The 26090-nt window shown below is 63.6% G+C and carries 25 protein-coding genes; 16 read left to right on the top strand and 9 right to left on the bottom strand.

Features of this window, described 5'->3' with window-relative positions:
* A complete protein-coding gene (locus PST29_RS29375) occupies window positions 1–660 on the top strand; it encodes a glutathione S-transferase family protein (RefSeq protein ID WP_060844949.1) in 660 nt (219 codons plus the stop codon).
* Between the two features lie 64 nt (window positions 661–724).
* On the opposite strand, the gene argH is transcribed toward PST29_RS29375, so the two are convergent.
* Window positions 725–2119: an argininosuccinate lyase gene (gene argH / locus PST29_RS29370; protein ID WP_060844948.1), complete on the bottom strand. Its 1395-nt coding sequence runs from the start codon at window positions 2117–2119 to the stop codon at window positions 725–727.
* A gap of 624 nt (window positions 2120–2743) precedes the next feature.
* Here argH and PST29_RS29365 point away from each other — a divergent pair.
* From PST29_RS29365 to PST29_RS29335, 7 genes are all read left to right on the top strand, one after another.
* Window positions 2744–3490, top strand: a complete 747-nt coding sequence (locus PST29_RS29365; RefSeq protein WP_060841678.1) for a LytR/AlgR family response regulator transcription factor — start codon at window positions 2744–2746, stop codon at window positions 3488–3490.
* 126 nt (window positions 3491–3616) lie between these two features.
* Window positions 3617–4558, top strand: coding sequence for a hydroxymethylbilane synthase (gene hemC, locus PST29_RS29360; RefSeq protein WP_060844947.1), 942 nt, complete (start codon window positions 3617–3619; stop codon window positions 4556–4558).
* Entirely contained in the window at window positions 4555–5322 is a 768-nt protein-coding gene (locus PST29_RS29355; RefSeq protein ID WP_060844946.1) for a uroporphyrinogen-III synthase, read from the top strand. The genes hemC and PST29_RS29355 overlap by 4 nt, the downstream gene beginning before the upstream one ends.
* 16 nt (window positions 5323–5338) lie before the next feature.
* The gene (locus PST29_RS29350; RefSeq protein ID WP_060844945.1) at window positions 5339–6478 is read left to right on the top strand and encodes a uroporphyrinogen-III C-methyltransferase; all 1140 of its coding nucleotides are present in this window, start codon (window positions 5339–5341) and stop codon (window positions 6476–6478) included.
* Window positions 6475–7713, top strand: coding sequence for a heme biosynthesis protein HemY (locus tag PST29_RS29345; RefSeq protein ID WP_060841674.1), 1239 nt, complete (start codon window positions 6475–6477; stop codon window positions 7711–7713). The genes PST29_RS29350 and PST29_RS29345 overlap by 4 nt, the downstream gene beginning before the upstream one ends.
* A 166-nt stretch (window positions 7714–7879) precedes the next feature.
* The gene (locus PST29_RS29340) at window positions 7880–8401 is read left to right on the top strand and encodes a disulfide bond formation protein B (RefSeq protein WP_060841673.1); all 522 of its coding nucleotides are present in this window, start codon (window positions 7880–7882) and stop codon (window positions 8399–8401) included.
* A gap of 209 nt (window positions 8402–8610) precedes the next feature.
* Entirely contained in the window at window positions 8611–9069 is a 459-nt protein-coding gene (locus PST29_RS29335) for an Rsd/AlgQ family anti-sigma factor (protein ID WP_060841672.1), read from the top strand.
* A gap of 59 nt (window positions 9070–9128) precedes the next feature.
* Here PST29_RS29335 and PST29_RS29330 read toward each other — a convergent pair whose 3' ends face one another.
* Window positions 9129–9794 (bottom strand): FKBP-type peptidyl-prolyl cis-trans isomerase, encoded by a 666-nt coding sequence (locus PST29_RS29330; protein WP_060844944.1) that lies wholly within the window; start codon window positions 9792–9794, stop codon window positions 9129–9131.
* A 193-nt stretch (window positions 9795–9987) separates the two neighbouring features.
* Here PST29_RS29330 and PST29_RS31410 point away from each other — a divergent pair, with 193 nt between their 5' ends.
* Complete coding sequence (locus tag PST29_RS31410; RefSeq protein ID WP_082729309.1) at window positions 9988–11076, top strand: AlgP family protein; 1089 nt, start codon at window positions 9988–9990, stop codon at window positions 11074–11076.
* On the opposite strand, the gene PST29_RS29315 is transcribed toward PST29_RS31410, so the two are convergent.
* Window positions 11073–11537 (bottom strand): TIGR02444 family protein, encoded by a 465-nt coding sequence (locus tag PST29_RS29315; protein WP_060841670.1) that lies wholly within the window; start codon window positions 11535–11537, stop codon window positions 11073–11075. The genes PST29_RS31410 and PST29_RS29315 overlap by 4 nt on opposite strands.
* A gap of 50 nt (window positions 11538–11587) precedes the next feature.
* On the opposite strand from PST29_RS29315, the gene PST29_RS29310 reads away from it, so the two are divergent.
* The 3 genes from PST29_RS29310 to PST29_RS29300 all read left to right on the top strand — a co-directional run bounded on the left by PST29_RS29310 (window position 11588) and on the right by PST29_RS29300 (window position 14903).
* Window positions 11588–13498, top strand: coding sequence for an ATP-binding cassette domain-containing protein (locus tag PST29_RS29310; RefSeq protein ID WP_060841669.1), 1911 nt, complete (start codon window positions 11588–11590; stop codon window positions 13496–13498).
* A complete protein-coding gene (locus PST29_RS29305; protein ID WP_025130900.1) occupies window positions 13498–14079 on the top strand; it encodes a mechanosensitive ion channel family protein in 582 nt (193 codons plus the stop codon). The genes PST29_RS29310 and PST29_RS29305 overlap by 1 nt, the downstream gene beginning before the upstream one ends.
* A 191-nt stretch (window positions 14080–14270) precedes the next feature.
* Complete coding sequence (locus PST29_RS29300; protein WP_060841668.1) at window positions 14271–14903, top strand: LysE family transporter; 633 nt, start codon at window positions 14271–14273, stop codon at window positions 14901–14903.
* Window positions 14904–14961: 58 nt separating this feature from the next.
* On the opposite strand, the gene PST29_RS29295 is transcribed toward PST29_RS29300, so the two are convergent.
* The 4 genes from PST29_RS29295 to PST29_RS29280 are packed head-to-tail and all read right to left on the bottom strand — an operon-like array spanning window position 14962 to window position 18207.
* Window positions 14962–15705, bottom strand: a complete 744-nt coding sequence (locus PST29_RS29295; protein ID WP_060841667.1) for a penicillin-binding protein activator LpoB — start codon at window positions 15703–15705, stop codon at window positions 14962–14964.
* 3 nt (window positions 15706–15708) lie between these two features.
* Window positions 15709–16296 carry a penicillin-binding protein activator LpoB gene (gene lpoB, locus PST29_RS29290; protein WP_060841666.1) on the bottom strand — a complete coding sequence of 196 codons (588 nt, stop codon included), beginning with the start codon at window positions 16294–16296 and terminating at the stop codon, window positions 15709–15711.
* A gap of 33 nt (window positions 16297–16329) precedes the next feature.
* Window positions 16330–16701 (bottom strand): YcfL family protein, encoded by a 372-nt coding sequence (locus PST29_RS29285; protein ID WP_060841665.1) that lies wholly within the window; start codon window positions 16699–16701, stop codon window positions 16330–16332.
* Window positions 16702–16713: 12 nt separating this feature from the next.
* Complete coding sequence (locus tag PST29_RS29280; RefSeq protein WP_060844943.1) at window positions 16714–18207, bottom strand: COG3014 family protein; 1494 nt, start codon at window positions 18205–18207, stop codon at window positions 16714–16716.
* Window positions 18208–18592: 385 nt separating this feature from the next.
* On the opposite strand from PST29_RS29280, the gene PST29_RS29275 reads away from it, so the two are divergent.
* Window positions 18593–20491 (top strand): FTR1 family protein, encoded by a 1899-nt coding sequence (locus PST29_RS29275; protein WP_060844942.1) that lies wholly within the window; start codon window positions 18593–18595, stop codon window positions 20489–20491.
* Window positions 20492–20568: 77 nt separating this feature from the next.
* A complete protein-coding gene (locus PST29_RS29270) occupies window positions 20569–21024 on the top strand; it encodes a YaiI/YqxD family protein (RefSeq protein ID WP_060841661.1) in 456 nt (151 codons plus the stop codon).
* A gap of 144 nt (window positions 21025–21168) precedes the next feature.
* Here the strand turns inward: PST29_RS29270 and elbB are convergent, their stop codons facing one another.
* Together elbB and PST29_RS29260 are read right to left on the bottom strand one after the other, a co-directional pair.
* Complete coding sequence (gene elbB / locus PST29_RS29265; RefSeq protein WP_060841660.1) at window positions 21169–21834, bottom strand: isoprenoid biosynthesis glyoxalase ElbB; 666 nt, start codon at window positions 21832–21834, stop codon at window positions 21169–21171.
* A 51-nt stretch (window positions 21835–21885) separates the two neighbouring features.
* On the bottom strand, window positions 21886–22512 hold the full coding sequence (locus tag PST29_RS29260; protein ID WP_060841659.1) for a DedA family protein: 627 nt from the start codon (window positions 22510–22512) through the stop codon (window positions 21886–21888).
* Between the two features lie 207 nt (window positions 22513–22719).
* On the opposite strand from PST29_RS29260, the gene hemB reads away from it, so the two are divergent.
* A complete protein-coding gene (gene hemB / locus PST29_RS29255; RefSeq protein ID WP_060841658.1) occupies window positions 22720–23733 on the top strand; it encodes a porphobilinogen synthase in 1014 nt (337 codons plus the stop codon).
* 18 nt (window positions 23734–23751) lie between these two features.
* On the top strand, window positions 23752–25965 hold the full coding sequence (ppk1, locus tag PST29_RS29250; protein ID WP_016965639.1) for a polyphosphate kinase 1: 2214 nt from the start codon (window positions 23752–23754) through the stop codon (window positions 25963–25965).
* Window positions 25966–26090 lie beyond the last annotated feature (125 nt).

Genomic DNA, 26090 nt, shown 5'->3' with positions numbered 1-26090 from the left:
ATGCTCAAGCTTTACGGTTTCTCTGTCAGCAACTACTACAACATGGTCAAGCTGGCGTTGCTGGAGAAAGGCCTGCCTTTCGAAGAGGTGCCTTTTTCCGGTGGCCAGACACCTGAGGCATTGGCCATCAGTCCACGGGGCAAGGTTCCGGTGCTTGAGGTCGAGCAGGGGTACCTGAACGAAACCAGTGTGATTCTCGAATACCTGGAGCACACCCAACCAGGTCGGGCGCTGTTGCCCAGCGATCCATACCAGCGTGCCCAGGTGCTGGCGCTGGCCAGGGAGATCGAACTGTATATCGAGCTGCCGGCGCGGGCCTGTTACCCCGAGGCGTTCTTCGGTATGTCGGTGGCCCCGGCGATCCAGGAAAAGTCCAAGGCTGAGTTGCTGCTAGGGTTTGCCTCCCTGGCGCGGCACGGCAAATTTGCGCCTTATGTGGCCGGCGACAGCCTGAGTGTGGCGGATCTGTATTTCCTCTACAGCGTGACCCTGGCCCGGGCGGTCGGACACAAGCTGTTTGGGGTGGACTTTCTGGAGGGGATGCCGGCGGCGAAAGCCTTGCTGGAGCGCCTGGAACAGTTGCCCAATGCCCAGCGAGTAGCAGCGGATAGAGAGGCGGCGATGCCGCAGTTCCTGGCCATGGTGGCGGCCAGGAAGTAGCGTCGCTCAAGGCGGCGCGGGTGACTGGTGAGCCTGCTGATGCAGCAGGCTCACCGGCGACGGCCTAGCGGCTGGCCAGCAAGGTCTGTCCGCGAACCACGGCCGCCCGGACCTGGGCCGGTGCGGTGCCGCCGATGTGGTTACGGGCATTAACCGAACCTTCCAGAGTCAGCACGGCGAACACGTCCTGCTCGATCTGGTCGCTGAACTGGCGTAGTTCATCCAGGCTCATTTCTGCCAGGTCCTTGCCGGTTTCCACGCCGTACTTCACCGCGTGGCCGACGATTTCGTGGCAGTCGCGGAATGGCAGGCCACGGCGCACCAGGTAGTCCGCCAGGTCGGTAGCGGTGGAGAAGCCACGCAGGGCCGCTTCACGCATGATGGCGTGCTTGGGCTTGATGGCCGGGATCATGTCGGCGAAGGCCCGCAGCGAGTCGCGCAGGGTGTCGGCGGCGTCGAACAGCGGTTCCTTGTCTTCCTGATTGTCCTTGTTGTAGGCCAGGGGCTGGCCCTTCATCAGGGTCAGCAGGCCCATCAGTGCGCCAAACACCCGGCCACTCTTGCCCCGCACCAGTTCCGGTACGTCGGGGTTTTTCTTTTGCGGCATGATCGAGCTGCCGGTGCAGAAGCGGTCCGGCAGATCGATGAACTGGAATTGCGCGCTGGTCCACAGCACCAGTTCTTCGGAGAAGCGCGACAGGTGCATCATCGCCACGCTGGCGGCGGCGCAGAATTCGATGGCGAAATCGCGGTCCGAAACGCTGTCCAGGGAGTTGCCGCCCACGGCTTCAAAGCCCAGTAGCTGGCAGGTCAGCTCGCGATCGATCGGATAGGTGGTGCCGGCCAGTGCGGCGCTGCCCAGGGGCATGCGGTTGGTGCGCTTGCGGCAGTCCACCAGGCGCTCGTAGTCACGGCTGAGCATTTCGAACCAGGCCAGCATGTGGTGGCCGAAGGTCACGGGCTGGGCGGTCTGCAGGTGGGTGAAGCCAGGCATGATGCTTTCGGCTTCGCGCTCGGCCAGCTCCAGCAGGCCTTTTTGCAGGCGGGTGATCTCGGCCAGGATCAGGTCGATCTCGTCCCGCAGCCACAGGCGGATGTCGGTGGCCACCTGATCGTTGCGGCTGCGACCGGTGTGCAGCTTCTTGCCGGTGATGCCGATGCGATCGGTGAGGCGCGCCTCGATGTTCATGTGCACGTCTTCAAGGTCCACGCGCCAGTCGAAGCTGCCGGCCTCGATCTCGCCCTGGATGGTCTTCAGGCCGTCGATGATGCTGTCGCGCTCGGCGTCGGTGAGCACGCCGACCTTGGCCAGCATGGTGGCGTGGGCGATGGAGCCCATGATGTCGTGGCGATACAGGCGCTGGTCGAAAGTGACAGAGGCGGTGAAGCGGGCGACGAAGGCGTCGACGGGTTCACTGAAGCGGCCGCCCCAGGACTGATTGGTCTTGTCAGTGCTCATGAATTCGCTCGTGATCTGCTGAAGGAAGATGGCGTGAAAAACAGGCGCCGATGATAACAGGGTTGCCTCGGCTGTCGCTGGCACTGGTCGGCAGCTTTTTTCTTCGGGGCGCCGCCGCATGGCTTGTCGCCGGTCATGAGGGCGCAGAGACTGGCACCGGGACAATCCGTGGCGCGTCAGGGGCAGGAAGCCTTGAGTGCGGAAGGTGATATCGATCAAACGATATTTGTCGATTGAGCAATATCGTCTTGGCAACCGTCTACAGTTGGACAGGAGGACCGGCACAATTGCGTAACACCCCCTCGCGTGTTCGCAGTGGGCCTGTCCATCGAGTTCACACCGCGCAGGTCCTGGCAATCCGCCCATGAAACGAGGCGGGTGCGGACAAGGTGGACGCCGACCACAGTCACGAGGGGGCTTTGTGTTGAATACCAGCATTCCCTGCGGCACCGTCGCGCAGCCACCGACCTTGGGCGGTATCGGGCAGGTACGGGTAAATATTGGTGCCCGACTTGCGGCACTTTTTGGCCTTCGCACTAGTCTTAGCGTGGATCGCGGTGACGGACGTCACTCCACCTGTCTACGCTATCCTTGTGCGAGACTCACGCAGGAATCCAGCGCAATATGAATGTCCTGATCGTTGATGACGAACCCCAAGCCCGCGAGCGCCTGAGCCGGATGGTCAGTGAGCTTGAGGGGTACAGTGTCCTGGAGCCCAGCGCCACCAATGGCGAAGAGGCATTGAGCCTGATCGACAGCCTGAAGCCGGATATCGTTTTGCTCGATGTCCGCATGCCGGGTCTGGATGGGCTGCAGGTTGCCGGTAAATTGTGCGAACGCGAGACGCCTCCGGCGCTGGTGTTTTGTGCGGCTCCGGATGAATTCGCCCTTGAGGCCTTCAATGCCAGTGGCGTCTGCCATCTGGTCAAACCCGTGCGCCCCGAGCTGTTGCTCGAAGCCTTGAAAGCGGCCGAAAAGCCCAACCGTGTGCAACTGGCGGCCCTGACTCGGCCGGCAGCGGAGAGCGGCAACGGTCCGCGTAGCCACATCAGCGCGCGAACCCGTAAGGGCATCGAACTGATTCCCCTGGCTCAGGTGGTGTATTTCATTGCCGACCACAAGTACGTGACCTTGCGTCACGAAAGTGGCGAAGTGCTTCTGGACGAACCCTTGAAGGCCCTGGAAGACGAATTCGGTGATCGCTTTGTGCGTATTCACCGCAATGCATTGGTGGCCCGCGAGCGGATCGAGCGCCTGCAACGAACGCCGCTGGGGCATTTCCAGCTGTACCTCAAGGGGCTCAATGGCGATGCCCTGATCGTTAGCCGGCGCCACGTAGCGGGCGTGCGCAAGATGATGCAACAGCTCTAGCGCGCTCGTTTGCTCGCTTATCAAAGCAGGCCCGGCGTCGGGAGGACGCTGCGTTTCTGATACAAGTCAAAGCTGCTTTGGCTGAGCTGTTATTATCTGCCGTATCTATTCAGTACGGATTGATCCATGTCCTCTCGCGAAATCCGCATCGCTACCCGCAAAAGTGCTCTGGCCTTGTGGCAGGCCGAATACGTCAAAGCCCGTCTGCAAGAGGCCCATCCGGGCCTTGTCGTGACCCTGGTGCCCATGGTCAGCCGCGGTGACAAACTGCTGGACTCGCCCCTGTCGAAAATTGGCGGCAAGGGGCTGTTCGTCAAGGAGCTGGAAACCGCACTGCTGGAGAACCAGGCCGACATCGCCGTGCACTCGATGAAGGACGTGCCCATGGACTTCCCCGAAGGTCTGGGCCTGTTCTGCATCTGTGAACGCGAAGATCCGCGCGACGCCTTTGTCTCCAATACCTACGAAAGCCTTGAGCAGTTGCCGCTAGGCAGCGTCGTGGGCACCTCCAGCCTGCGCCGCCAGGCCCAGTTGCTGACCCGTCGCCCCGACCTGCAGATCCGTTTTCTGCGGGGCAACGTCAATACCCGGCTGGCCAAGCTGGACGCCGGCGAATACGACGCCATCATCCTGGCTGCAGCCGGTCTGATCCGTCTGGGATTCGAAGAGCGCATCAGCTCCTCCATCAGTGTCGACGATAGCCTGCCTGCCGGTGGCCAGGGCGCGGTCGGCATCGAATGTCGCAGTGCCGACACTGAAATCCACGCTCTGCTGGCCCCTCTGCATCATGCCGATACCGCCAGCCGGGTCACGGCCGAGCGCGCGCTGAACAAGCACCTCAACGGTGGCTGTCAGGTGCCGATCGCCTGTTACGCGGTGCTCGAAGGCGAACAGATCTGGCTGCGCGGCCTGGTGGGCGAGCCTAGCGGCGGCCTGCTGCTCAGCGCCGAAGCCCGTGGCCCTAGAGCATCTGCCAGCGAGCTGGGGGTGCAAGTGGCGGACGACCTGCTGGCCCAGGGCGCCGATGACATCCTGCGCGCGGTGTACGGCGAGGCGGAGCAAGAGTGACCGGCTGGCGCCTGCTGCTGACCCGGCCGAGCGAGGATTGTGCTGCACTGGCAGCGATCCTGGCCGACGCCCAGGTGTTCAGCAGCAGCCTGCCGTTGCTGGAGATTCAGGCCTTGCCCGTCACTGACGCGCAACGCGCAACCCTGCTTGAACTGGATCGTTACTGTGCGCTGATCGTGGTCAGCAAGCCGGCGGCCCATCTTGGCCTGAAACTGCTGCGCGCCTATTGGCCAGAGCCCCCGTCCCAGAGCTGGTTTACCGTGGGCGCCGGTACCGGGCAGATCCTTGCGGACGCCGGTTTGCAGGTGTTCTACCCACAGGCGGGGGATGACAGTGAAGCCTTGCTTGCCCTTCCCCAATTGCGCGAGGCTATCTGCCGACCCGATCCCCGGGTGCTGATCGTGCGGGGCGAGGGTGGTCGTGAGCTGCTCTCTGAGCGCTTGCGCGACCTAGGTGCTAGTGTCGATTATCTGGAGCTCTACCGCCGGTGCCTCCCGCGTTACGCCGAGGATGCGCTGTTGCGCAAGATTGCGGGGGAACGCTTGAACGGGCTGGTGGTCAGCAGTGGACAGGGTTTCAGCCATTTGCTGCAGCTGGCCGGAGCGGACTGGCCGCAGTTGGCGCGGATGCCGTTGTTTGTTCCAAGCCCCCGGGTCGCCGACATGGCGCGTGCCGCCGGGGCGGAAAAAGTTGTGGATTGTCGCGGCGCCAGTGCCGCGGCTTTGCTAACGGCGTTACGGGAGCAACCCGTGCCCGTTCTCTAACGCAAAGGATGGATACGTGAGCGAAACAGCCTTGCCTAAAGATGAAGTCCAGCCGGTGTCCGAAACACCTGCTGAGCCCACGACCCCAACCGTTGAGCGTCGTGGCAACGGGTTGGCGCTGCTGGCCCTGCTGCTGGGGGCTGCGGGTGTCGCGGCCGGTGGCTGGGGGATCTGGCAGGTGCGCAGCCTGCAAGCCAATCACCAGCAGCAACTGAGTCAGTTGCAGGCCCTGGGGGATCAGGCCCAGAGCTTCAAACTCAGTGAACAGCGCCTGAGTGCGCGCCTTGAGCAGTTGCCGCCCGCCGACGAGCTGGAAGACCGGCGGCGTCTCGTGGCCCAGCTGCAAAGTGATCAGCAGCGTCTGAGTCAGCGCCTGGAAACCGTGCTGGGGGCCAGCCGCAAGGACTGGCGCCTGGCGGAAGCCGAACACCTGTTGCGCCTGGCCAGTCTGCGTCTGTCCGCGCTGCAGGACATCAGCAGCGCCCAGGCCCTGGTCCAGGGCGCCGACGATATCCTGCGTGAGCAGAACGACCCGGGCTCTTTCGCTGCACGCGAGCAGTTGGCCAAGAGCCTGGCGGCCTTGCGCAGCACCGAGCAGCCGGATCGCACCGGTCTGTTCCTGCAGTTGGGCGCCCTGCGCGATCAAGTCCTGGAGCTGAGTGCGGTGGCACCGGAATTCAAGGACCGCGGCGAATCGTTGCTGGGGCTGACCGCCGACGGCGATGGCGCAAGCCGCTGGGCGCAGTGGTGGGATCAGATATCCCGCTACTTCCGTATCGACTTCAATGCCGACAAGAACATCCGTCCGTTGCTGGCGGGGCAGGGCCTGACTCAGGTGCGCCTGGCCCTGAGTCTGGCGCTGGAACAGGCCCAGTGGGCGGCCTTGAATGGTCAGGCGCCGGTTTATACCCAGGCGCTGACCGAGGCCCGGGATGTGCTGGTCGGCAACTTCAATCAGGACAATCCGCAGAGCAAGATCATGCTCGAGCGCCTGTCCGAACTGAGCAAGCAGCCGGTGACCGTGGTCACTCCAGATCTGGCCAAGACCCTGAGCGCGGTCCAGGCCTATCTTGAGCGGCGCAACTTCAATGCTGAGGACTCCATCAAGCCTCTGGCCAAGCCTGCGGCGAACACCGCCCAGGAGACCAGCCCATGAAACGCGCCTACGTGATTGTGCTGTTGGTCATCGCCGCCATCGGCTTGCTGGGGCTGGCCATCGCCGAGCATCCCGGCTACGTGCTGATCGCCTACAGCAATTTCCGTTATGAATCGAGCTTGTGGGCGACCCTGGCCCTGGTGGCGCTGATCTGGCTGGTGATCTGGGGTATCAAGCTGTTGATCGAGCTGGTGATGGTTTCCGGTGGTGTGGTCAATCCCTGGTCGCGCCGCAATCGCAGTCGCCGGGTGCAGATCGCCATCGAGCAGGGCCAGATGGACCTGGCCGAAGGTCGCTGGGCCAGCGCGCAAAAGCACCTGCACCGTGCCGCCGAGGCCGAGCGCCAGCCGCTGCTGTACTACCTCGGTGCGGCCCGTGCCGCCAACGAGCAAGGGCACTACGAAGAGTGCGACCGGTTACTGGAGCGGGCGCTGACCCGGCAGCCCCAGGCGGAATTGGCGGTGGCCTTGAGTCATGCCCAGTTGCAGACCGATCGGGGCGACACCGAAGGCGCCCTGAGCACCCTGCAAGCCATGCACGAGCGTCATCCGCACAGTGTTCAGGTGTTGCGTCAGTTGCAGCGTTTGCATCAGCAGCGTGGCGACTGGTCGGCGCTGATCCGCTTGCTGCCCGAGTTGCGCAAGGACAAGGCGCTGCCGGCCAGCGAGTTGCAGGAGCTGGAGCGTCGGGCCTGGGGCGAGAACCTGAGCCTGGCGGCGCGTCGTGAAGAGGATCAGGTGGCGGGCTTGCAGTCTCTCAATCGCGCCTGGCAACAACTGACCTCGGCGCAACGTCAGGAGCCGCAACTGGTGCTGGCCTACGCCGAGCAGTTGCGTCAGCTGGGGGCCGGTGCCGAAGCCGAAGAGGCGCTGCGTACCGCCATCAAGCGCAAATACGAAAGCCATCTGGCGCGGCTTTACGGCCTGGTGCGTGGTAGCGACCCGTCCCGTCAGTTGCAGACCGCCGAGCACTGGCTGAAGGAGCATGCTGACGATCCCGGTCTGCTGCTGACCCTGGGGCGCCTGTGCCTGCAGAACAGCCTGTGGGGCAAGGCCCGGGACTACCTGGAAAGCAGCCTGCGTCTGCAGCGCAATCCTGAAACCTGTGCCGAGCTGGCCCGGTTGCTGGCACAGTTGGGCGATACCGATCGCAGCAACCAACTGTTCCAGGAGGGCCTGGGCATGCTCGACGAGCGTCTGTTGGCCTCACCGTTGCCGGTTCCGGCGCGGGCCTGAAGCGCTGTCAGGGCCGGTTGCCTGTAATGGGCAACCGGCCTTTTTTTGCCCGGTTTGCAGAACTTGCTCGCTGACTCTCGTCGATCGACTGCGGCATAGCGCTTCTTGAAAGCCGCGAGCGCTTTCTCTACCGTGGCTGCCTGTTTCTTTGTGTTACGGATATCTCATGTCGCTGGCAGGCTCCCGCGTGCTGTTCTCCCTGGTGTTCCTGGCGGGGGCCTTGGCCTCATGGGCGGCATTCAACCTGCAAACCGGTGGCGGCCTTGAGTCCTGCCCGTTGTGGGGCGTGCAGCGCTTGTTGCTGCTGATGTTCGGTGGGGTCAACTTGTTGGCTGTGGTGCAAGGGCCGGGGCGTGTCGGGCGAGCGCTCTACTGGGGGTTCAACCTGGTGCTGGGCCTGCTCGGGGTGATCACCGCCGGGCGTCATGTGCTGTTGCAGAACATTCCGTCCGAGCAACTCCTGGCCTGTCTGCCGGACATGCCTTTCATGCTGCGCCAGCTGTCCTGGTGGCAGGCGCTGCAGCTGACCTTCAGGGGCACCTCGGATTGCGCCGAGGTCACCTGGACGCTGCTGGACATGAGCCTGCCCGAATGGAGCCTGCTGTTTTTCCTGATCATGCTGATCTTCAGCGGTTATCGTCTGCTGTGCATGATGCGGGCTGCACGCAGGGTTGAGGCGTTGCCCTGAGTCAGTGTTTGGTGGCAGGCCGCGGATTAAACGCTTGTATGAACTTTATCTCCTGCGTACCTTGATGCTGTTGTCGAGCGGGCATAATCTGGCCCGCACCTGTCACCGGAATTATGTTGCTCGATGCTGTTGTGTCCGACCGGATCCAGAGTCTCCAACAAGGGGGGCGGCGGGCAGACGGCATGACCCATAAGGGAAGAGAGATCACCATGCTCGAAAGTTGTCAGAATGCTCAGGAACGCTGGGGTGGAGTGCATCTGCTGATCGATCGCTGGTTGCAGGAGCGTCACGAACTGGTTCGAGCCTATGATGCGCTGGGCGCCGAGCCGGAGGCGTTGAGCGAGAGCAAAAAGCCCCTGCAGGAGTTCTGCGGGATTCTGGTGGACTATGTTTCCGCCGGACATTTTGAAATCTACGAACAGCTGACCAGCGAAGCCAAGGCCTTTGGCGACAAGCGTGGTCTGGAACTGGCCGATACCCTCTATCCGCGTATCGACGTGATCACCGAAAAGCTCCTGGCGTTCAACGATCTGTGCGATGCGGGTCAGTGTGTGGCGCAGAAGTTCAAGGAACTGGGCGGCCTGTTGCACGAACGCTTCGAACTGGAAGATTGCCTGATCGAAGTGTTGCACAACGCCCACAAGCAGGACGCGGTCGCTCAGGCCTGAATACAGGTTCGAGCAGCAGAAATCGGCACGCCAAGGCGTGCCGTTTTTGTTTCTGCGACTCAGCCGGCAACGCCCAGCAATTCGATATCGAACACCAGCGGCGTGTAGGGCGCGATCAGGTCGCCGGCGCCTTCGGTGCCATAGGCCTGGTCCGAAGGAATCACCAGCCGCCATCTGGCACCGGTGGGCATCTGCGCCAGGGCGATGCGCCAGCCGGCAATCACGCTGTCCAGGCGAAACCATTGAGGCTGTTGTGTCTGATCGAACACGGTGCCGTCAGGCAGGCGCCCGGTGTAGCGCACCTGGACCGAACCGTTGGGGCTGGCCTTGTTGCCGCTGCCCGGTGCCAGCTCGGTCAGCAGGATGCCGTCAGCCAGCTGGCGCACGCCGGGCTTGGCTTTTTCCTGATCGAGAAAGCGTCGTTCGTTCTCCAGCGCCGTCTCGATCTGCGACCGCGCCGACTGTTCGCTGATCTGCGCTTCGTGCTGGGCCAGGAGCTGCTCGATGCGCTCGCTCTTGAGGGCCAGCGGCTTGCCTTGGTAGGCGGCTTTCAATCCCTCCACCAACGCCTGGATCTGCAGGTCGGGGACTTCGTCGCGCAGCCGTTCGCCGAGGCTCGCGCCCAGGCTGTAGGCAAGATCATGAGCGTCGTTGGGCGGTGCTTCGGCAGCAGCCTGCGCCAGGGGCAAGAACAGGCTCAAGGACAAAAACAGGTAACGCGACATGGGCACTCTCCGGCCTGAGTAGCGGTGGATTATGCCAGCGACAAAGGGCGGGTTGGTGAGCAACTTCGATGGCGGCGAAGAACATTTTCCGTCGGCTGCAACGCCGGGCTTTCGATACTGTCAACATGCCCTAGCGGCGGTAACAGCAGAGGTCTAGTATGAGCCGCAACTCACGTCAGCCAGGAGGTAAACCATGTCGGCCAATAAGAAGCCTGTAAATACTCCGTTGCATTTGCTCCAACAGTTGTCGGGCAGCTTGCTCGAACATTTGGAAAACGCTTGTTCCCAAGCCTTGGCTGATGCTGAAAAACTGCTCGCCAAGCTGGAAAAACAACGAGGCAAGGCACAGGAAAAACTGCACAAGTCGCGCACCAAATTGCAGGATGCCGCGGCGGCCGGCAAGGCCAAGGCACAAGCCAAGGCCAAGACCGCGGTCAAGGAACTCGAAGACCTGCTGGACGCATTGAAAGAACGCCAGGCCCAGACCCGCAGCTACATTCTGCAACTCAAGCGCGATGCCCAGGAAAGCCTGAAATTGGCTCAAGGCGTTGGTCGTGTGAAGGAAGCGGTTGCCAAGGCATTGAGCACTCGTGATGCCAAGCCGGACACCGTGGCGGCGAAGAAGCCGGCAGCCAAGCCTGCAACCAAGGCGCCGGCCAAATCCGCTGCCAAGCCAGCAGCCAAACCCGCTGCGAAAAAACCTGCTGCCGCCAGCGCCGCCAAACCTGCGGCGAGCAAGCCCGTAGCGGCTAAGCCTGCTGCTGCCAAACCGGTTGCCACCAAGACCGCTGCCGCCAAGCCAGCAGCCAAAACCGCCGCCAAGCCTGCTGCCAAACCCGTGGCCGCTAAACCAGCCGCCAAGCCTGCGGCCAAACCTGCAGCCAAGCCAGCAGCCACCAAAACCGCTGCTGCCAAACCGGCAGCGAGCAAAACTGCCGCTAAACCTGCGGTAGCAAAAGCCCCAGCAAAAACTGCGGCCAAGCCTGCCAGCAAACCGGCAGCGGCGGCCAAGCCTGCGGCGGCATCGGCAGCGAAACCTGCGGCCAAGCCAGCAGCCAAGCCTGCAGCGAAACCAGCGGCAAAACCTGCCGCGAAAAAACCGGCGGTCGCCAAGCCAGCCGCCACCAAAACCGCCACTCCAGCGGCCAAGCCGGCTGCACCTGCGCCTGCTGCGGCCAAACCTGCTGCTCCGGCGCCCGCGGCGTCTTCAGCTGCTCCGGCGAGCACCCCAGCCGCCGCGCCTGCACCGGCTGCTGCCGGCACTCCCTCCAGCGCTTCCTAAGCGCCGGTCACCGCGACGCGCAGCACCTGCAGCGCGTTGCGGTTGCGTTCGGCGGCTTCGGCCGCCAATCCCTCCAGCCAGTCGTCCAGGCTCTTTGCCTGAGAGTCCGGCCATGGCCGTACCCGCTCCTGCAAGCGCAACAGCAATTGCCGTTCGGCTTCCAGCTCCAGGGTCTTGACCTGTTCGCGCAAGGCGCTCAATTCACTGTCCTCGCGGGCTGCCTGGCGCCAGCCGGTGCGCAAGTCGCGCAAGGGTTGAATCACGTCGCGCTGCCAGGGCGCCGCCAGCGCCTGCAACTGCTGCAAACGCTGAGCGTCGCAACTGACGCCTCGCTGGCCAAGCCAGGCGCCACAGAGCAACAGGCAGACATTGGCGCCACTGTCCTGCAGTTGCAGGCAGGCCTCCTGCACGCCGGGAAGGGCATAGGTGCTAAGGGAAAAACTCCACAGGTCAGAGGACATAGTGCTACTCGCGCCAGTTGCGAACGAAGCTGGTAGACTCCGCCGCCATTATGATTCGACTTCAGAACCTGACTTTACAGCGTGGCCCGCAACGTCTGCTAGAAGACGCCGAGCTGACCCTGCACGCCGGCCAGAAAGCCGGCCTGATCGGTGCCAACGGCGCCGGCAAATCCAGCCTGTTCGCCCTGCTGCGCGGGGAGCTGCACCCGGATTCGGGTGACTGCTTCCTGCCCGCCGATTGGCGCATTGCCCACATGCGTCAGGAGGTCGATACCCTCGAGCGCCTGGCGGTGGACTATGTGCTCGACGGCGACCTGCGCCTGCGCCAGGTGCAACGCGACCTGGCCGCCGCGGAAGCGGCCCACGACGGCGCCGCGCAAGCACGTCTGCATGCCGAGCTGGACAGCGCCGACGGTTACACCGCCGACGCCCGGGCGCGCAAGCTGCTGGCCGGCCTGGGCTTCACCAACGAGCAGATGGACCGCCAGGTCGGCGACTTCTCCGGGGGCTGGCGGATGCGCCTGAACCTGGCCCAGGCGCTGATGTGTCCCTCGGACCTGTTGCTGCTCGACGAACCGACCAACCACTTGGACCTCGACGCCATCATCTGGCTCGAAGACTGGCTCAAGGGTTACCCCGGCACCTTGCTGCTGATCTCCCACGACCGGGATTTCCTCGATGCCGTGGTCGATCACGTCGCCCATGTCGATCAACGCAAGATCACCCTCTATCGCGGTGGCTACAGCGCCTTCGAGCGCGCCCGTGCCGAGCGGCTGGCCCAGCAACAGCAGGCCTACGAGAAGCAGCAGGCGCAGCGCGCGCACATGGAAAGCTACATCGCCCGCTTCAAGGCCCAGGCCACCAAGGCCCGTCAGGCCCAGAGCCGGATCAAGGCCCTGGAGCGCATGGAGGAGCTGTCGGCGGCCCACGTTGATTCGCCGTTCGACTTCACCTTCCGTGAGTCGACGAAGATTTCCAGCCCGCTGATCGACCTCTCCGATGCCCGCCTGGGGTATGGCGAGCGCACGATCCTGGAGAAGGTCAAGCTGCAGCTGACCCCGGGCGCGCGGATCGGTCTGCTGGGTCCCAATGGCGCCGGCAAGTCGACCCTGATCAAGAACCTCTCCGGCGAACTCCAGCCGTTGTCCGGACGCCTGACCCGGGGCGAGAACACCGTGGTCGGCTACTTTGCCCAGCATCAGCTCGACTCCCTGGATTCCAAGGCCAGCCCCTTGCTGCACTTGCAGCGCCTGGCCCCCACCGAGCGCGAGCAGACCCTGCGTGACTTCCTCGGCGGTTTCGACTTCCGTGGCGCCCGGATCGACGAGCCGGTGCTGAACTTCTCCGGCGGCGAAAAAGCCCGCCTGGCCCTGGCGCTGATCGCCTGGGAGCGGCCGAACCTGTTGCTGCTCGACGAACCCACCAACCACCTGGACCTGGAGATGCGCCTGGCCCTGACCATGGCCCTGCAAGAGTTCAGTGGCGCGGTATTGGTGGTGTCCCACGATCGCCATCTGCTCAAGAGCACCACGGACAACTTCTTCCTGGTGGCCGACGGCAAGGTCGAGGAGTTCGACGGCGACCTGGACGACTACACCCGTTGGCTGGTGGATTACCGCCAGCGCAATGCCCCGGTCAGCAACACCCCGGTCAACCCGGACAAGACCGACAAGAAGGCCCAGCGCCAGGCCGCCGCGGCGTTGCGTCAGCAACTGGCGCCACACAAGCGCGAGGCCGACAAGCTGGAAGCCGAGTTGGGCAAGGTGCATGAGCGCCTGGCCAGGATCGAGACCAGCCTGGGCGACAGCGGTCTTTACGAGGCTGCGCGCAAGGATGAGCTGCGGGATCTGTTGGCTGAACAAGCCAAGCTCAAGACCCGTGAGTCCGAGCTGGAAGAAGCCTGGATGGAGGCCCTGGAGCTGCTGGAAAGCATGCAGGCGGAGCTGGAGGCGCTCTCCTGATGGAAGCGCTGCAGTTGCCGTTGCCGGCGCAGTGGATCGGTCCGCTGTGGGTGGGTGTGCAGATCCTGCTGATTCTCCTGGCGGGCTACCTGGCCCAGCGTTTTGTCGCTCGCGGCCTGACCCGTCTGGGCGAGCGTTACCCGTTTCCCCCGCAGTTGCTGATGCCCCTGCGCGGTGGCTTGCGCTGGCTGATCATGGGCAGCGCGGTGATCTTCGTGCTGGAGCGCCTGGGGGTTTCCGCCACGGTGTTGTGGACCGCACTGTCCGGCTTCGTCGCGGTGGCGGCGGTTGCGTTCTTCGCCATGTGGAGCGTGCTCTCCAACCTGCTGTGCGCGATCCTGATCTTCACCGTCGGCCCGTTCCGCCTGGGCGATGTGGTGGAGCTGGTGGACACCGTCGACAAGCCTGGGGTCAAGGGCCGGGTGGTGGCGATCAACCTTTTGTACACCACCCTGATCGAGTCCGAAGAAGCCGGTACCGGCAGCGCCATGGTCCAGGTGCCCAACAGCCTGTTCTTCCAGCGCTCGGTGCGTCGCTGGCGCGGCAGCGATGTGCTGCCGGTAGGAACTGGCGAAAAGTAATCCCTTCCTCCGTAGCCGCTGCCGCAGGCTGCGAACGGCTGGGCAGCTATTGCCCCTGGTCTTGCGGACCTATCGCAGCCCGCGGCAGCGGCTACAGGGCCGTGAATCAGCTTTGGGCGAAAAAAATATAGTCAGCCGCGGGTCGGAGGATTAGCTTAGGCAGTCACGACCAATTCGATCCGAGGTGTGCAATGGTGCTTGAGACATGGCTGGCGTTCTTTGCCGCCAGTTGGGTAATCAGTCTTTCTCCGGGAGCCGGCGCGATTGCGTCGATGTCCTGCGGCCTGCAATACGGCTTCTGGCGCGGTTACTGGAACGCCCTGGGCCTGCAGCTGGGCCTGGCCATGCAGATTGCCATTGTCGCCGCCGGTGTCGGTGCCATCCTCGCGGCCTCGGCTACCGCTTTCTATGCCATCAAGTGGTTCGGTGTGGCCTACCTGGTGTACCTGGCGGTCAAGCAATGGCGTGCGCTGCCCAGCGATCTGAGCGATGACGCCGCGGTCCGTCCCATCGGCAAGCCCCTGGCCCTGATGTTCCGCGGCTTCCTGGTGAACATCAGCAACCCCAAGGCCCTGGTGTTCATGCTGGCGGTGCTGCCGCAGTTCATCGACCCCCATGCGCCCCTGGTCAAGCAGTACCTGATCCTCGGCGCCACCATGATCGTGGTCGACCTGATCGTCATGGCCGGCTACACCGGGCTGGCGTCCAAGGTCCTGCGCCTGTTGCGCACCCCGGTCCAGCAGCGGCGCATGAACCGCACCTTCGCCGGCCTGTTCCTCGGTGCCGCGGGCTTTCTGGCGACCATCCGCAAAGCGGCGACCTAGGTTTTGCAGGAACAAAAAAAGGCGACCCAGCGGGTCGCCTTTTTCGTTTGCATACGGCTTAACGCAGGATCACGGGGGCAGTGTCCCGCGGCAGGTTGTTGCGCATCGGCGCCTGCCCCGGTTGCTCGTAGCCACCGCGACCCAACTGCTCGGCCATTTGCCGGGTGACGTCCTCGCCCAGGGCCTTGGAGACTTCACGCACCACCCGCGGACGGTTCAGCGAGACACGGATGTCCCGGCTGTTCACCAGCTTGGTGTCCTGGCCTTCGCCCATGGCGGTGAACGCCGAGGTGATCTCGAAGGTGCGGGTGTTGATCAGGCTGAAATCCGCCACCAGGGTCAGGCCCAGCACCGCCGAGTAGCTGTCGGTATTGGCCAGCTCGTTGATGTCCTGGGTGAAGTCGATGTCCGACACGGTGCCGAACAGCACGTAGTCGGCACCCTTGAAGTTGCCGGCCTTGATGCGCTTGATGATGTCGTAGACGTTGGTCTTGGACGCGTCGGTGTGGGGCGAGCCCTGCACCAGCTGGAACATCCCGGACTTGAGGATCCCGCCCTTGATATCACCGGTGAACTTGCGCAGTTCGCCTTCCTCGATGTAGCTGGTGCTCGATTCCAGTTCGTTGTAGCTGGCCGAGCCGCTGGAGCTGTAGTAGCCCTCGCGGTAGCTCTGCTGGGCCGAGACCACGTGAATGTATTCCTGCACACGTTCCTGGTAGGCCAGGTCCATGACTGCGACTTTCGGGGCCGCCTGCGCGCTGAACGCACAGGCCAGGGCCAGGATGCCAATCCATGCACGCATTGCTTAGCGCTCCGTGGTCTTGCGGATCTCTTTCTCGTCCATCCACTCGGCCAGACCGCTCTCGACGTCGATCAGTTGCAGGCTGAATTTGTAGAAGACGTCCTTGTAGTCGCTGCTGCGCTTGACGATGGAGCTGATGGAGCCCTCAAGACGGTACTTGGCGGCGACCATGTTGCCGGTCTTGGCCACGGTGGACTTCTTGTACAGGCCGCTCTGGTTCTGCAGCTTGAGCTGGTCGACCTGGCTCTGCATCGCGGTGTTGTCGCTGGCGAAGCGGGCGGTGCCGGATTTCATCAGCTGGGTCTTGATCGAGGTGGTGATCTCGCGGGTATCGATGTACTCGCTGGTCTTGTTCTTCACGTCGTAGACCTGCACCACCGGGCGGCCCTGGAGGATGCCGGACTGGGCCAGGGAGCGGGTCATGGATTCGGCGATCATCTGCAGGTCGGTGGAACCGAACTCGTTGGTCACCAGCTCCACGGCCTTGCTGTCGCCGTAGCTGATGTTCTTGCCGCCCAGGACGGGGGAGTTGTTGGCGCAGCCGCTGGCCAGCAGGGCGACCACGGCGAGGAAGGAAAAGCGTGCAAACATGGAAGTGCTCTCTTGATCGGGTTCAGGGACGGCTTATTGGGTTTTGACTTCCAGGCGGAAGTCGGTGGCCTTGGGCACCGGCGCAATGGCCGGCAGGAAGGTGGCCTGGGCCGCGTACAGGTTGAAGACTTTCCAGCTTTCTTCGTCGGCCACCGGGAAGCCGTCGTCGCCCAGCCAGACGAAGCGGTAGTACATCGTCATGTTGGTGTGGCTGGTGTTGTTCAGCGCCACCTTGACCGTCAGGAAGCCGTTTTCACGGGCGACCCGCATCGCGCCGATGGCGATGTTGTTGAACTTGTTCATCACCACCACCTTGCTCGCGGCACTGCCGGGGGCGGGAGGAGGCGGGGTGGCGCAACCGGCCAGTAGGGCCAGTGCGGCGACAGCGAGAAGTTTCAAGCGCATGGGGGGCTCCGCTTAAGGACGTTGGTTGCTGGCCATGTTCTGGCCGGCGTTGTTCGGGATCACTTGTGCGGCCAGACCGCTGCTGAATACCTGGTTGCCGACGACCCGCAGGGCGATGACCTGGTAGCGCTGGTCCACTTTGACCTGCACCTGGGTGCCGCCCTGGGCGTTGGCCAGGTTCAGGCGGTGTTCGCCCCGCTTCAGGCGCAGGCGGGCCACTTGGGTGTTGTCCGGCAGGGTGCGCCAGGTGCGGGTGTCGGCACCTTCGGTCACCGCTGAAGCCAGGCCCACGGCCAGGCCGGCCAGCGGGTTGACCTCATTGAGGTTCTTCTGCGCCACGCCACGGGTCACGGCGCGCACGGTGGTGCGCAGGATGATCCCCGGCATGTCGTCGCGCAGGGCGCGGCGGGACATGGCGGTGGTGCTGTTCAGCAGGGTCAGGTTCTGCGGCTGGCCGTCGATGCCGATCTGGGCGAGGGTCTGGGTCGAGTTGTCGGGCTTGATCACCGGGAACGACAGCGGGGTGATCACCAGATTGCCGTTGATCGGCAGCGGCAGGGGAATGCGCACCGAATCCCGGGCCGGGGCCAGGCCGCTTTGCACCACGATCAGTACATCGCTTTCATCTTCAGCCAGGGCTGGCACCGCCGGCGCCTTGGCGGGGGCCTTGGCCGCAGCCTTGCGCTTGGACTTGGTCGAAGACTTGCTCGGGGCCTCGGCTTTGACCGGCTCCACCGGGGCGTCCAGGTTCAGCAGCGCCTGTTCCAGTAGGGGCGTGTTGGGGCGCAGTTCGGCGGCCTTGCGGTAGCCGGGCGCGGCCAGGTCCTTCTCGCCCAGGGCTTCGTAGACGAAGCCGGCCAGGTAGTGGCTGAAGGCGCTCTGGTAGCTGTTTTTCAGGTTGACCACGTCCGGCGCGTCGAGGGCTTCCACCGGATAGCCCTTGAGGTCCTTGTACTCGGTCTTGACCCCTTGCTTCTCGGCTTCGTCCTCGCGCTTGAGGTATTCCTTGTCGCGCAGTTCGGCGATCACCGCTTCGCGTTCGTGGGTCTTCTTGATCGCCATGCGGGCGCCGTCGAAGTCATTGCCGGCCAGCAGGTTCATGGCCATCTGGGTGGTCAGCATGACCTTTTCATAGTCATAGCCTTCGTAGCGGCGGACCTTGTCGTTGACCAGGAAGCTGCCGAACTGGGCCAGGTACTTGTCGGTATCGAGCTTGACCGAGTCTTCCCAGCTGGCCACCACCTGATCGGCATGGCCCCAGGCGGCCTGGCTGCCATTGAGGTCGCCCTTGGCCCGCAGCAACTCGCCCTTTTCGAAGTAGTAGAGCAGGTCCTTGTCTTCGCCCTTGTTGTTCTTTTCCAGCAGGATCAGGGCGGCATCGAGGTTGCCGGCGCGCAGTTGCTGGTTGGTTTCCTGGAGCTCGTTGTCGTAGCTGCGGAAGGCCGAACAGCCTGCAAGCAGAGTGACTGCGCCAAGCGCAATCGAAGTGAGGGCGCGGGATGCCATGGGTACTTCTTCTTCCCTGAATGAGACAGCCGGGCGTGCGGGTCGGGCTGGACGAACCCACTGGCAGGAGCGCTGGCTACCATGCCAATTCCTCATAAAAAGAGGAGCTTAAATGCCATCTCGCGATAACGAGGGCGCGGCATTATAAACGTGGTTCCGGGTGATGTAATGGCTTTTTAAGGTCAGATTGATATGTAGTTGGCCACTATGTGAGCGGCTGCGCATTGATGGCTCAAGACGTTTTGCAGTGGGGTGTTTGGCGCAGGGCTGGGAGCCAGGAGGCACAGTCGATCAGCGGAAGTGTTTCAACAGACGGATAAGCCTTGAGTGAAACTCACTGGGAGTGAACAATATGTTACTTCGTATTTCCATTTGAGATTCGTTCATGACTGGCCCTTCCCGTTTACTGGCCTTGCTGGTGCTGCCGGTACTCGCGCTCTGCAGCTTCAACCTGCTGGCCGAGACTGTCGATGGCGCGCCCAAGGCTCTGCATTTGCTGGATTACATCGGCGCCGATTACCCGCCCACGGTTGAAGCCGGCAAGGTCGTCGACGAGTCCGAATACCGCGAGCAGGTGGAGTTTCTCGGGGTCTTGCAGGGGCTGATCGCCGAGCTGCCGGCCAAGCCGGAGAAGGCCGAGCTGGAGCAGGGCATCGCCAGCCTGCGCAAGGCGGTGGACGAGCGCGTCGAAGGCAGCCAGGTGGCACGTCTGGCGCGGCAGATGGGGGCCAAGCTGGCGGTGGCCTATGAGGTCAGCCAGGCGCCGGTGATCACCCCGGATCCGAGCCGCGGTGCGCCGCTGTATGCCCAGCATTGCTCGGTGTGCCACGGCGAGAAAGGCGCCGGCGATGGTCCGGCCGGCGTCGGCATGACCCCGCCGCCGGCCAACCTGCGGGATGCCGAGCGTCTTGATCGCCTGAGCCTGTACGCGGTCTACAACACCCTGGGGCTGGGGGTCGAAGGCACGGACATGCCGGCCTTCGCCGATCAGCTGGATGACCGTCAACGTTGGGATCTGGCCACCTACATTGCCGGGTTCAGCGCCGACCCGGCGGCGGCCAAGGGCGAGCAGGGCTTCAACCTGGCCGATCTGGCCCGGCAGACGCCCGCTGAAGTGCTGGCCGCCCAAGGCCCGCAGGCAGCCGCCACCTTCCGCGCCCAGCGGGCCCAGCCGCCTCAGGTCAAGCGTGGTCCGGGGCAGTTGCTCGACTACACCGCATCGACCCTGGACAAGAGTCTCGCGGCCTATCGCAACGGCGATCATGAACAGGCCTATGACCTGTCGGTAGCGGCGTACCTGGAAGGTTTCGAGCTGGTGGAAAGCTCCCTGGACAACGTCGATGCCACGGTGCGCAAGGACACGGAAAAAGCCCTGATGGCCTACCGTCAGTCGTTGCAGGACGGTTTGCCGGTGGCTCAGGCCGAGCAGCGCCTGGATGCGGCCAAGGCCAAGCTCAAGGAGTCGGCCGGGCTTTTGGGCGGCGACAGCCTGAGTTGGTCGCTGAGCTTTATCTCCGGTTTGCTGATCCTGCTGCGCGAAGGCCTGGAAGCGATCCTGGTGCTGGCGGCGATCCTTGCCTTCCTGCGCAACACCGGCCAGCAATCGGCGGTGCGCAGTGTCAACGTCGGCTGGGGCCTGGCGCTGCTGGCGGGCTTGGGCACCTGGGCTCTGGCGGCTTATGTGATCGACGTCAGCGGTTCCCAGCGCGAGCTGCTGGAAGGCGCTACCGCGCTGTTCGCCAGCGTCATGGTGCTGTGGCTCGGGGTGTGGATGCACGACCGCCGGCATGCGGCGGCCTGGCAGGACTACATCAAGAGCAGCCTGGTGGGCGGTGGCGGGCGTTTCGGCTTTGCCGTCCTGGCGTTCTTCTCGGTGTATCGCGAGCTGTTCGAGGTGATCCTGTTCTACGAAACCCTGTGGCTGCAGGCGGGACCTGCGGGGCACAACGCGGTACTGGCTGGCGGCGCCACCGCCCTGGTGCTGCTGGTGGGCCTGGCCTGGGTGATCCTGCGGGGTTCGGCCAAGCTGCCGCTGGCGCTGTTCTTCGGCATCAACGCGGCGCTGCTCTGCGCCTTGTCGGTGGTGTTCGCCGGGCACGGGGTCAAGGCCTTGCAGGAAGCCGGTATCTTCGGCACCCGGCCGGTGCCGTTCTTCGACTTCGATTGGCTGGGGATCCATGCCGACGCCTACTCGCTGGGAGCCCAGGCGGTGGCGATACTGGCGATCGTGGTGCTTTATAGTCGCAGTCGCCTGAGTGAGAAGCGGCGTTTGCAGGCTTCTTGACGCTGCGCGGTTGATCGCGGGCAAGCCAGCTCCACGGGGCGGCTTGCCCGTTTTGCATTCTGGAAGGAGAACACTCGATGCGTGTGTGGATCGATGCCGACGCTTGCCCCAAGGCGGCCAAGGATCAGGTGGTGCGCTTCGCCCTGAAGCGTCAGTTCGAGGTGGTGCTGGTGGCCGGGCAGGCGCAGATCAAGCCGGCGTTTGCCTGCGTCAGGCTGATCGTGGTGCCCAGCGGTCCGGATGCCGCCGACGATTACCTGGTGGAGCACGCGGTGCCGGGCGAATTGGTGATCTGCAGCGATGTGCCGCTGGCCGACCGCCTGGTGAAAAAGGGCGTGGCCGCCCTGGACCCGCGGGGCAAGGAGTTCGACGCGCAGAACATGGGCGAGCGCCTGGCGGTGCGCAATCTGTTTACCGATCTGCGGGAGCAGGGGCAGGTCAGCGGCGGGCAGGCGCCCTATGGCGATCGGGAGAAGCAGGCATTTGCCAATGCGCTGGATCGGATTCTGACCCGGCTGTCGCGTCAGGCCTGAAGGGCCTGATGTGCCGGGGGAGTCTGGGGGTATGTGCAGCCGGCGGGGAGCCGGCTGCAGTGCGGTGTTCGGGTATGCGGCCGTTTAGCGGCCTGGCTTGAACCCCTGTGCTCGCCACAGGAGGCTGTCCTTGTGGCGGGGCGGTTATTCGCCTTCGTGGGTCAGTTCCAGCACCCGGTCCACCAGCTTGTTGATGCCCGAGGCGGCTTCGCTGATGGACTGCGCCAGCATGTAGGCGGGGGTGCTCACCAGCTTGCGCGCCTTGTCTTCGATGATGTCGCCCACCGCGCATTCGGCGTGGCTGGCGCCCATCTTGCCCAGGGCCGCCGCGGTATCGGCGTCGTTACCGATGGTGCAGGTCACGCCCGGACCGTAGATCTTCGCCGCCAGGGCCGGGGCGATGCACATCAGGCCTACCGGCTTGCCTGCTTCGGCAAAGGCTTCGGCCAGGGCCAGGACGTCGGCCTGGACCGTGCAGGCGGCACCTTCGGTGGCGAAGCTGGAGAGGTTCTTGGCTGCGCCGAAGCCGCCGGGAATGATCAGCGCATCGAAGTCGTCGACGCTGGCTTCAGCCAGGTCCTTGACCTGGCCCCGGGCAATGCGCGCCGATTCCACCAGCACGTTGCGGGTCTCGGCCATGGTTTCGCCGGTCAGGTGGTTGAGCACATGCATCTGCGGGATGTTCGGGGCAAAGCACTGCACCTGGGCTCCCCGCTGGTCGAGGCGCAGCAGGGTGATCACGCTCTCGTGGATCTCGGCACCGTCGAACACGCCGCAACCGGAAAGGATCACTGCAACTTTTTTGCTCATGGTTGTTTCTCCAGGTTAAGGGTGCCGAGAGCATGCCAAATGACGGGCGTGTCACTCCACCGGTGTGGTCGAAGCCTTGGTCTTGTCTTGCGCGGCGGCTTGTTCGGCCTCGTAGATCTGCTTGGCCAGGCGGGCGTTCTTGAAACGCCGGCGCACCCACAGGCCGAAGCCCAGCACCAGCAGGGCGCCCAGGACCCACAGCTCGTACTTCTTGATGCTGCCGAGCATGCCTTCCATGACCGCGCCGAAATGATAGGCGGCCTGGGCCAGTGCCACGGCCCAGATGGCCGCGCCAATGCCGTTGAGCAGCAAATAGCGGCCCGGCGGATAGCCGGACAGGCCAATGGCCACCGGCATCACGGTGCGCAGGCCATAGACGAAGCGGAAGCTCAGCACCCAGATATCCGGATGCTTGCGGATATGTTCCAGCGCTCGATCGCCCATCATTTGCCAGCGCGGCTTGCGCGCCAGCAGCTTGCGGCCATGCTTGCGCCCCAGGAAGTACCACAGCTGGTCGCCGGCGTAGCTGCCGAGGAAGGCGACGATCATCACCAGCTTGATATCCATGTATCCGCGGAACGCAAGAAACCCGGCGAGAACCAGAATGGTTTCACCTTCGAAAAACGTGCCGAGAAAGAGGGCGAAGTAGCCGAAATCCTGAAGAAATTGTTGGAGCATTGTCTGGATGCTGGCGAAATGAACGCGCAGCCTACCCCTTCGACGACGTTCGGGAAAGTATCGAAATGTGTCTCGACGTGAACAATTGGGCCAATGACAATGAGTGTTGCTGCCGGTCAACAGCTTGAGCACAACTGTCATCTGTTCGTCATAATGCCCGCTTATAACTGTTCCGCTCGCCCGCCAGCGCGGGCCCTGGAGTCCGCCGTGAGCTTTACCCCTGCCAGCCGCCTGTTTCCAGCCACTCGTCTGCGGCGTAATCGTCGCGATGATTTCTCTCGCCGTCTGGTGCGGGAAAACCGGCTGAGCGTCGACGACCTGATCCTGCCGGTATTCGTGCTTGACGGTGAGAACCGCCGCGAGGCGGTGGCGTCGATGCCCGGCGTCGAGCGCCTGACCATCGACCTGCTGCTGGAAGAGGCGGCGCACTGGGTCGAGTTGGGGATTCCGGCCCTGGCGCTGTTTCCGGTGACCCCGGCCGGGCTCAAGTCCCTGGACGCGGCCGAAGCCTGGAACCCGGAGGGCATCGCCCAGCGCGCCACCCGTGCCCTGCGCGAACGCTTTCCGGCACTGGGGGTGATCACCGACGTCGCTCTGGACCCGTTCACCACCCATGGCCAGGACGGCATTCTCGACGAACAGGGTTATGTACAGAACGACATCACCGTCGATGCCCTGGTGCGTCAGGCGCTGTCCCACGCCGAGGCTGGCGCCCAGGTGGTGGCGCCGTCGGACATGATGGACGGGCGGGTCCAGGCGATCCGCGAGGCCCTGGAGCTGGCGGGGCACGTCAACGTGCGGATCATGGCCTACTCGGCCAAGTACGCCAGCGCCTACTACGGCCCTTTCCGCGATGCGGTGGGTTCGGCGTTGAACCTGGGCAAGGCCGACAAGGCCTCGTACCAGATGGACCCGGCCAACGGTGACGAAGCCCTGCATGAAGTGGCGGCGGACCTGGCTGAAGGGGCGGACATGGTCATGGTCAAGCCAGGCATGCCGTACCTGGATATCCTTTTTCGGGTCAAGGATGAATTCAAGGTGCCGACCTTTGTCTATCAGGTCAGCGGCGAATACGCCATGCACATGGCGGCGATCCAGAATGGCTGGTTGGGTGAAGGGGTTATTCTTGAATCCCTGACCGCCTTTAAACGTGCGGGTGCCGATGGCATCCTGACTTACTTTGCCGTCCGTGCTGCTCAATTGTTACGAGAGCAAAAATAGCCCTCCCAGGAACACGCGATGAATACTGAAGGACTCTCAGAAGTTGCCGTAAAAGACGCTCAGCCGGTGGTCGAGCCAGTGGTTGAAACCCCGCCGGAGCTCGAACCCGCGCCTGCGGTGGCCGAGGCGCCACCGGCGCCGGCCATTGTCATCCCCAACCTGGATGACAGCAGCCTGTACATTCACCGCGAGCTGTCGCAGCTGCAATTCAACATCCGCGTGCTGGAACAGGCGCTGGACGAGTCCTACCCGCTGCTGGAGCGCCTGAAGTTCCTGCTGATCTTTTCCAGCAACCTGGACGAGTTCTTCGAGATCCGCGTCGCCGGCCTGAAGAAGCAGATCACCTTCGCCCGTGAGCAGGCCGGGGCCGACGGCCTGCAGCCGCATCAGGCGCTGGCGCGGATCAGCGAGCTGGTGCACGGTCACGTCGACCGCCAGTACGCGATCCTCAATGACATCCTGTTGCCGGAACTGGAGAAGCACCAGATCCGCTTCATCCGTCGCCGCTACTGGACCACCAAGCTCAAGACCTGGGTACGCCGCTACTTCCGCGACGAGATCGCGCCGATCATCACCCCGATTGGCCTGGACCCGACGCACCCGTTCCCGTTGCTGGTGAACAAGAGCCTGAACTTCATCGTCGAGCTCGAAGGCATCGACGCCTTCGGTCGCGATTCGGGCCTGGCGATCATCCCGGCACCGCGCCTGCTGCCGCGGATCATCAAGGTGCCGGAAGAAGTCGGCGGTCCTGGCGACAACTATGTGTTCCTGTCGTCGATGATCCACGCCCACGCCGATGACCTGTTCCAGGGTATGAAGGTCAAAGGCTGCTATCAGTTCCGCCTGACCCGTAACGCCGACCTGGCGGTGGACACCGAGGACGTCGAAGACCTGGCCCGCGCCCTGCGCGGCGAGCTGTTCTCCCGGCGCTACGGCGACGCAGTACGCCTGGAAGTGGCCGACACCTGCCCCAAACACCTGTCGGACTACCTGCTCAAGCAGTTCAACCTGCACGAGACCGAGCTGTACCAGGTCAATGGCCCGGTGAACCTGACGCGGCTGTTCAGCATCACCGGCCTGGACAGTCATCCGGAGCTGCAATACACCCCGTTCACCCCGCAGATTCCCAAGCTGCTGCAGAACAGCGAGAACATCTTCAGCGTCATCAGCAAGCAGGACATCCTGCTGCTGCACCCGTTCGAATCCTTCACCCCGGTGGTCGACCTGCTGCGCCAGGCCGCCAAGGACCCGCACGTGCTGGCGGTGCGCCAGACCCTGTACCGCAGTGGCGCCAACTCGGAGATCGTCGACGCCCTGGTGGACGCGGCGCGCAACGGCAAGGAGGTCACCGCGGTGATTGAGCTGCGTGCGCGCTTTGACGAAGAGTCCAACCTGCAGATGGCCAGCCGCCTGCAAGCGGCCGGCGCGGTGGTGATCTATGGCGTGGTGGGCTTCAAGACCCACGCCAAGATGATGCTGATCCTGCGTCGCGAAGCCGGCGAGATCGTGCGTTATGCGCACCTGGGCACCGGCAACTACCACGCGGCCAACGCCCGTCTGTACACCGACTACAGCCTGCTGACCTCCGACGACGCCTTGTGCGAAGACGTCGGCAAGCTGTTCAGCCAGCTGATCGGCATGGGCAAGACCCTGCGCATGAAGAAGCTGTTGCATGCGCCGTTCACCCTGAAGAAGGGCATGCTCGACATGATCGCCCGGGAGACTCAGTTCGCCCTGGACGGCAAGCCCGCGCACATCATTGCCAAGTTCAACTCGTTGACCGATCCGAAGATCATTCGCGCCTTGTACAAGGCCAGCCAGTCCGGCGTGCGCATCGATCTGGTGGTGCGTGGCATGTGCTGCCTGCGGCCGGGGATTGCCGGTGTATCGCACAACATCCACGTGCGCTCGATCATCGGTCGCTTCCTGGAGCACACCCGGGTGTTCTACTTCCTCAACGGCGGCGAGGAGCAGATGTTCCTCTCCAGCGCCGATTGGATGGAGCGCAATCTCGACAAGCGGGTCGAGACCTGCTTCCCGGTGGAAGGCAAGAAGCTGATCCTGCGGGTCAAGAAAGAGCTGGAAAGCTATCTCACCGATAACACCCACAGCTGGAGCCTGCAGTCCGACGGCCGTTACATCCGCAACACGCCGACCGGCAACCAGAACCCGCGCAGCGCCCAGGCGACCTTGCTGGAGCGTCTTGGCAGCCCGGTATTGCCGGTGCGCTAAGCGCGGCAGGCGTCAATGAAAAAGGCCAGCCCGATCACCGGGCTGGCCTTTTTTGTGCGGTTTGCAAGAGCTGTAGGAGCTGGCTTGCCAGCGAAGACGTCCCTGCGAGTGATGCAAGGTTTCGC

The sequence above is a fragment of the Pseudomonas sp. St29 genome, assembly GCF_001547915.1.
Lineage (GTDB): Bacteria > Pseudomonadota > Gammaproteobacteria > Pseudomonadales > Pseudomonadaceae > Aquipseudomonas.
This window is presented reverse-complemented; position numbering and strand designations above follow the sequence as displayed.

Excerpts from the sequence above, each read along its gene's own strand:
- PST29_RS29365 (WP_060841678.1), top strand. The coding sequence starts at position 2,744 with ATGAATGTCCTGATCGTTGATGACGAACCCCAAGCCCGCGAGCGCCTG.
- elbB (WP_060841660.1), bottom strand. The coding sequence starts at position 21,834 with ATGAGCAAAAAAGTTGCAGTGATCCTTTCCGGTTGCGGCGTGTTCGAC.
- PST29_RS29275 (WP_060844942.1), top strand. The coding sequence starts at position 18,593 with ATGACTGGCCCTTCCCGTTTACTGGCCTTGCTGGTGCTGCCGGTACTC.
- PST29_RS29300 (WP_060841668.1), top strand. The coding sequence starts at position 14,271 with ATGGTGCTTGAGACATGGCTGGCGTTCTTTGCCGCCAGTTGGGTAATC.
- PST29_RS29315 (WP_060841670.1), bottom strand. The coding sequence starts at position 11,537 with ATGTCCTCTGACCTGTGGAGTTTTTCCCTTAGCACCTATGCCCTTCCC.
- PST29_RS29310 (WP_060841669.1), top strand. The coding sequence starts at position 11,588 with ATGATTCGACTTCAGAACCTGACTTTACAGCGTGGCCCGCAACGTCTG.
- argH (WP_060844948.1), bottom strand. The coding sequence starts at position 2,119 with ATGAGCACTGACAAGACCAATCAGTCCTGGGGCGGCCGCTTCAGTGAA.
- PST29_RS29375 (WP_060844949.1), top strand. The coding sequence starts at position 1 with ATGCTCAAGCTTTACGGTTTCTCTGTCAGCAACTACTACAACATGGTC.
- PST29_RS29335 (WP_060841672.1), top strand. The coding sequence starts at position 8,611 with ATGCTCGAAAGTTGTCAGAATGCTCAGGAACGCTGGGGTGGAGTGCAT.
- hemC (WP_060844947.1), top strand. The coding sequence starts at position 3,617 with ATGTCCTCTCGCGAAATCCGCATCGCTACCCGCAAAAGTGCTCTGGCC.
- PST29_RS31410 (WP_082729309.1), top strand. The coding sequence starts at position 9,988 with ATGTCGGCCAATAAGAAGCCTGTAAATACTCCGTTGCATTTGCTCCAA.
- PST29_RS29305 (WP_025130900.1), top strand. The coding sequence starts at position 13,498 with ATGGAAGCGCTGCAGTTGCCGTTGCCGGCGCAGTGGATCGGTCCGCTG.
- PST29_RS29330 (WP_060844944.1), bottom strand. The coding sequence starts at position 9,794 with ATGTCGCGTTACCTGTTTTTGTCCTTGAGCCTGTTCTTGCCCCTGGCG.
- PST29_RS29270 (WP_060841661.1), top strand. The coding sequence starts at position 20,569 with ATGCGTGTGTGGATCGATGCCGACGCTTGCCCCAAGGCGGCCAAGGAT.
- PST29_RS29280 (WP_060844943.1), bottom strand. The coding sequence starts at position 18,207 with ATGGCATCCCGCGCCCTCACTTCGATTGCGCTTGGCGCAGTCACTCTG.
- PST29_RS29295 (WP_060841667.1), bottom strand. The coding sequence starts at position 15,705 with ATGCGTGCATGGATTGGCATCCTGGCCCTGGCCTGTGCGTTCAGCGCG.
- PST29_RS29260 (WP_060841659.1), bottom strand. The coding sequence starts at position 22,512 with ATGCTCCAACAATTTCTTCAGGATTTCGGCTACTTCGCCCTCTTTCTC.
- PST29_RS29345 (WP_060841674.1), top strand. The coding sequence starts at position 6,475 with ATGAAACGCGCCTACGTGATTGTGCTGTTGGTCATCGCCGCCATCGGC.
- ppk1 (WP_016965639.1), top strand. The coding sequence starts at position 23,752 with ATGAATACTGAAGGACTCTCAGAAGTTGCCGTAAAAGACGCTCAGCCG.
- PST29_RS29340 (WP_060841673.1), top strand. The coding sequence starts at position 7,880 with ATGTCGCTGGCAGGCTCCCGCGTGCTGTTCTCCCTGGTGTTCCTGGCG.
- lpoB (WP_060841666.1), bottom strand. The coding sequence starts at position 16,296 with ATGTTTGCACGCTTTTCCTTCCTCGCCGTGGTCGCCCTGCTGGCCAGC.
- PST29_RS29285 (WP_060841665.1), bottom strand. The coding sequence starts at position 16,701 with ATGCGCTTGAAACTTCTCGCTGTCGCCGCACTGGCCCTACTGGCCGGT.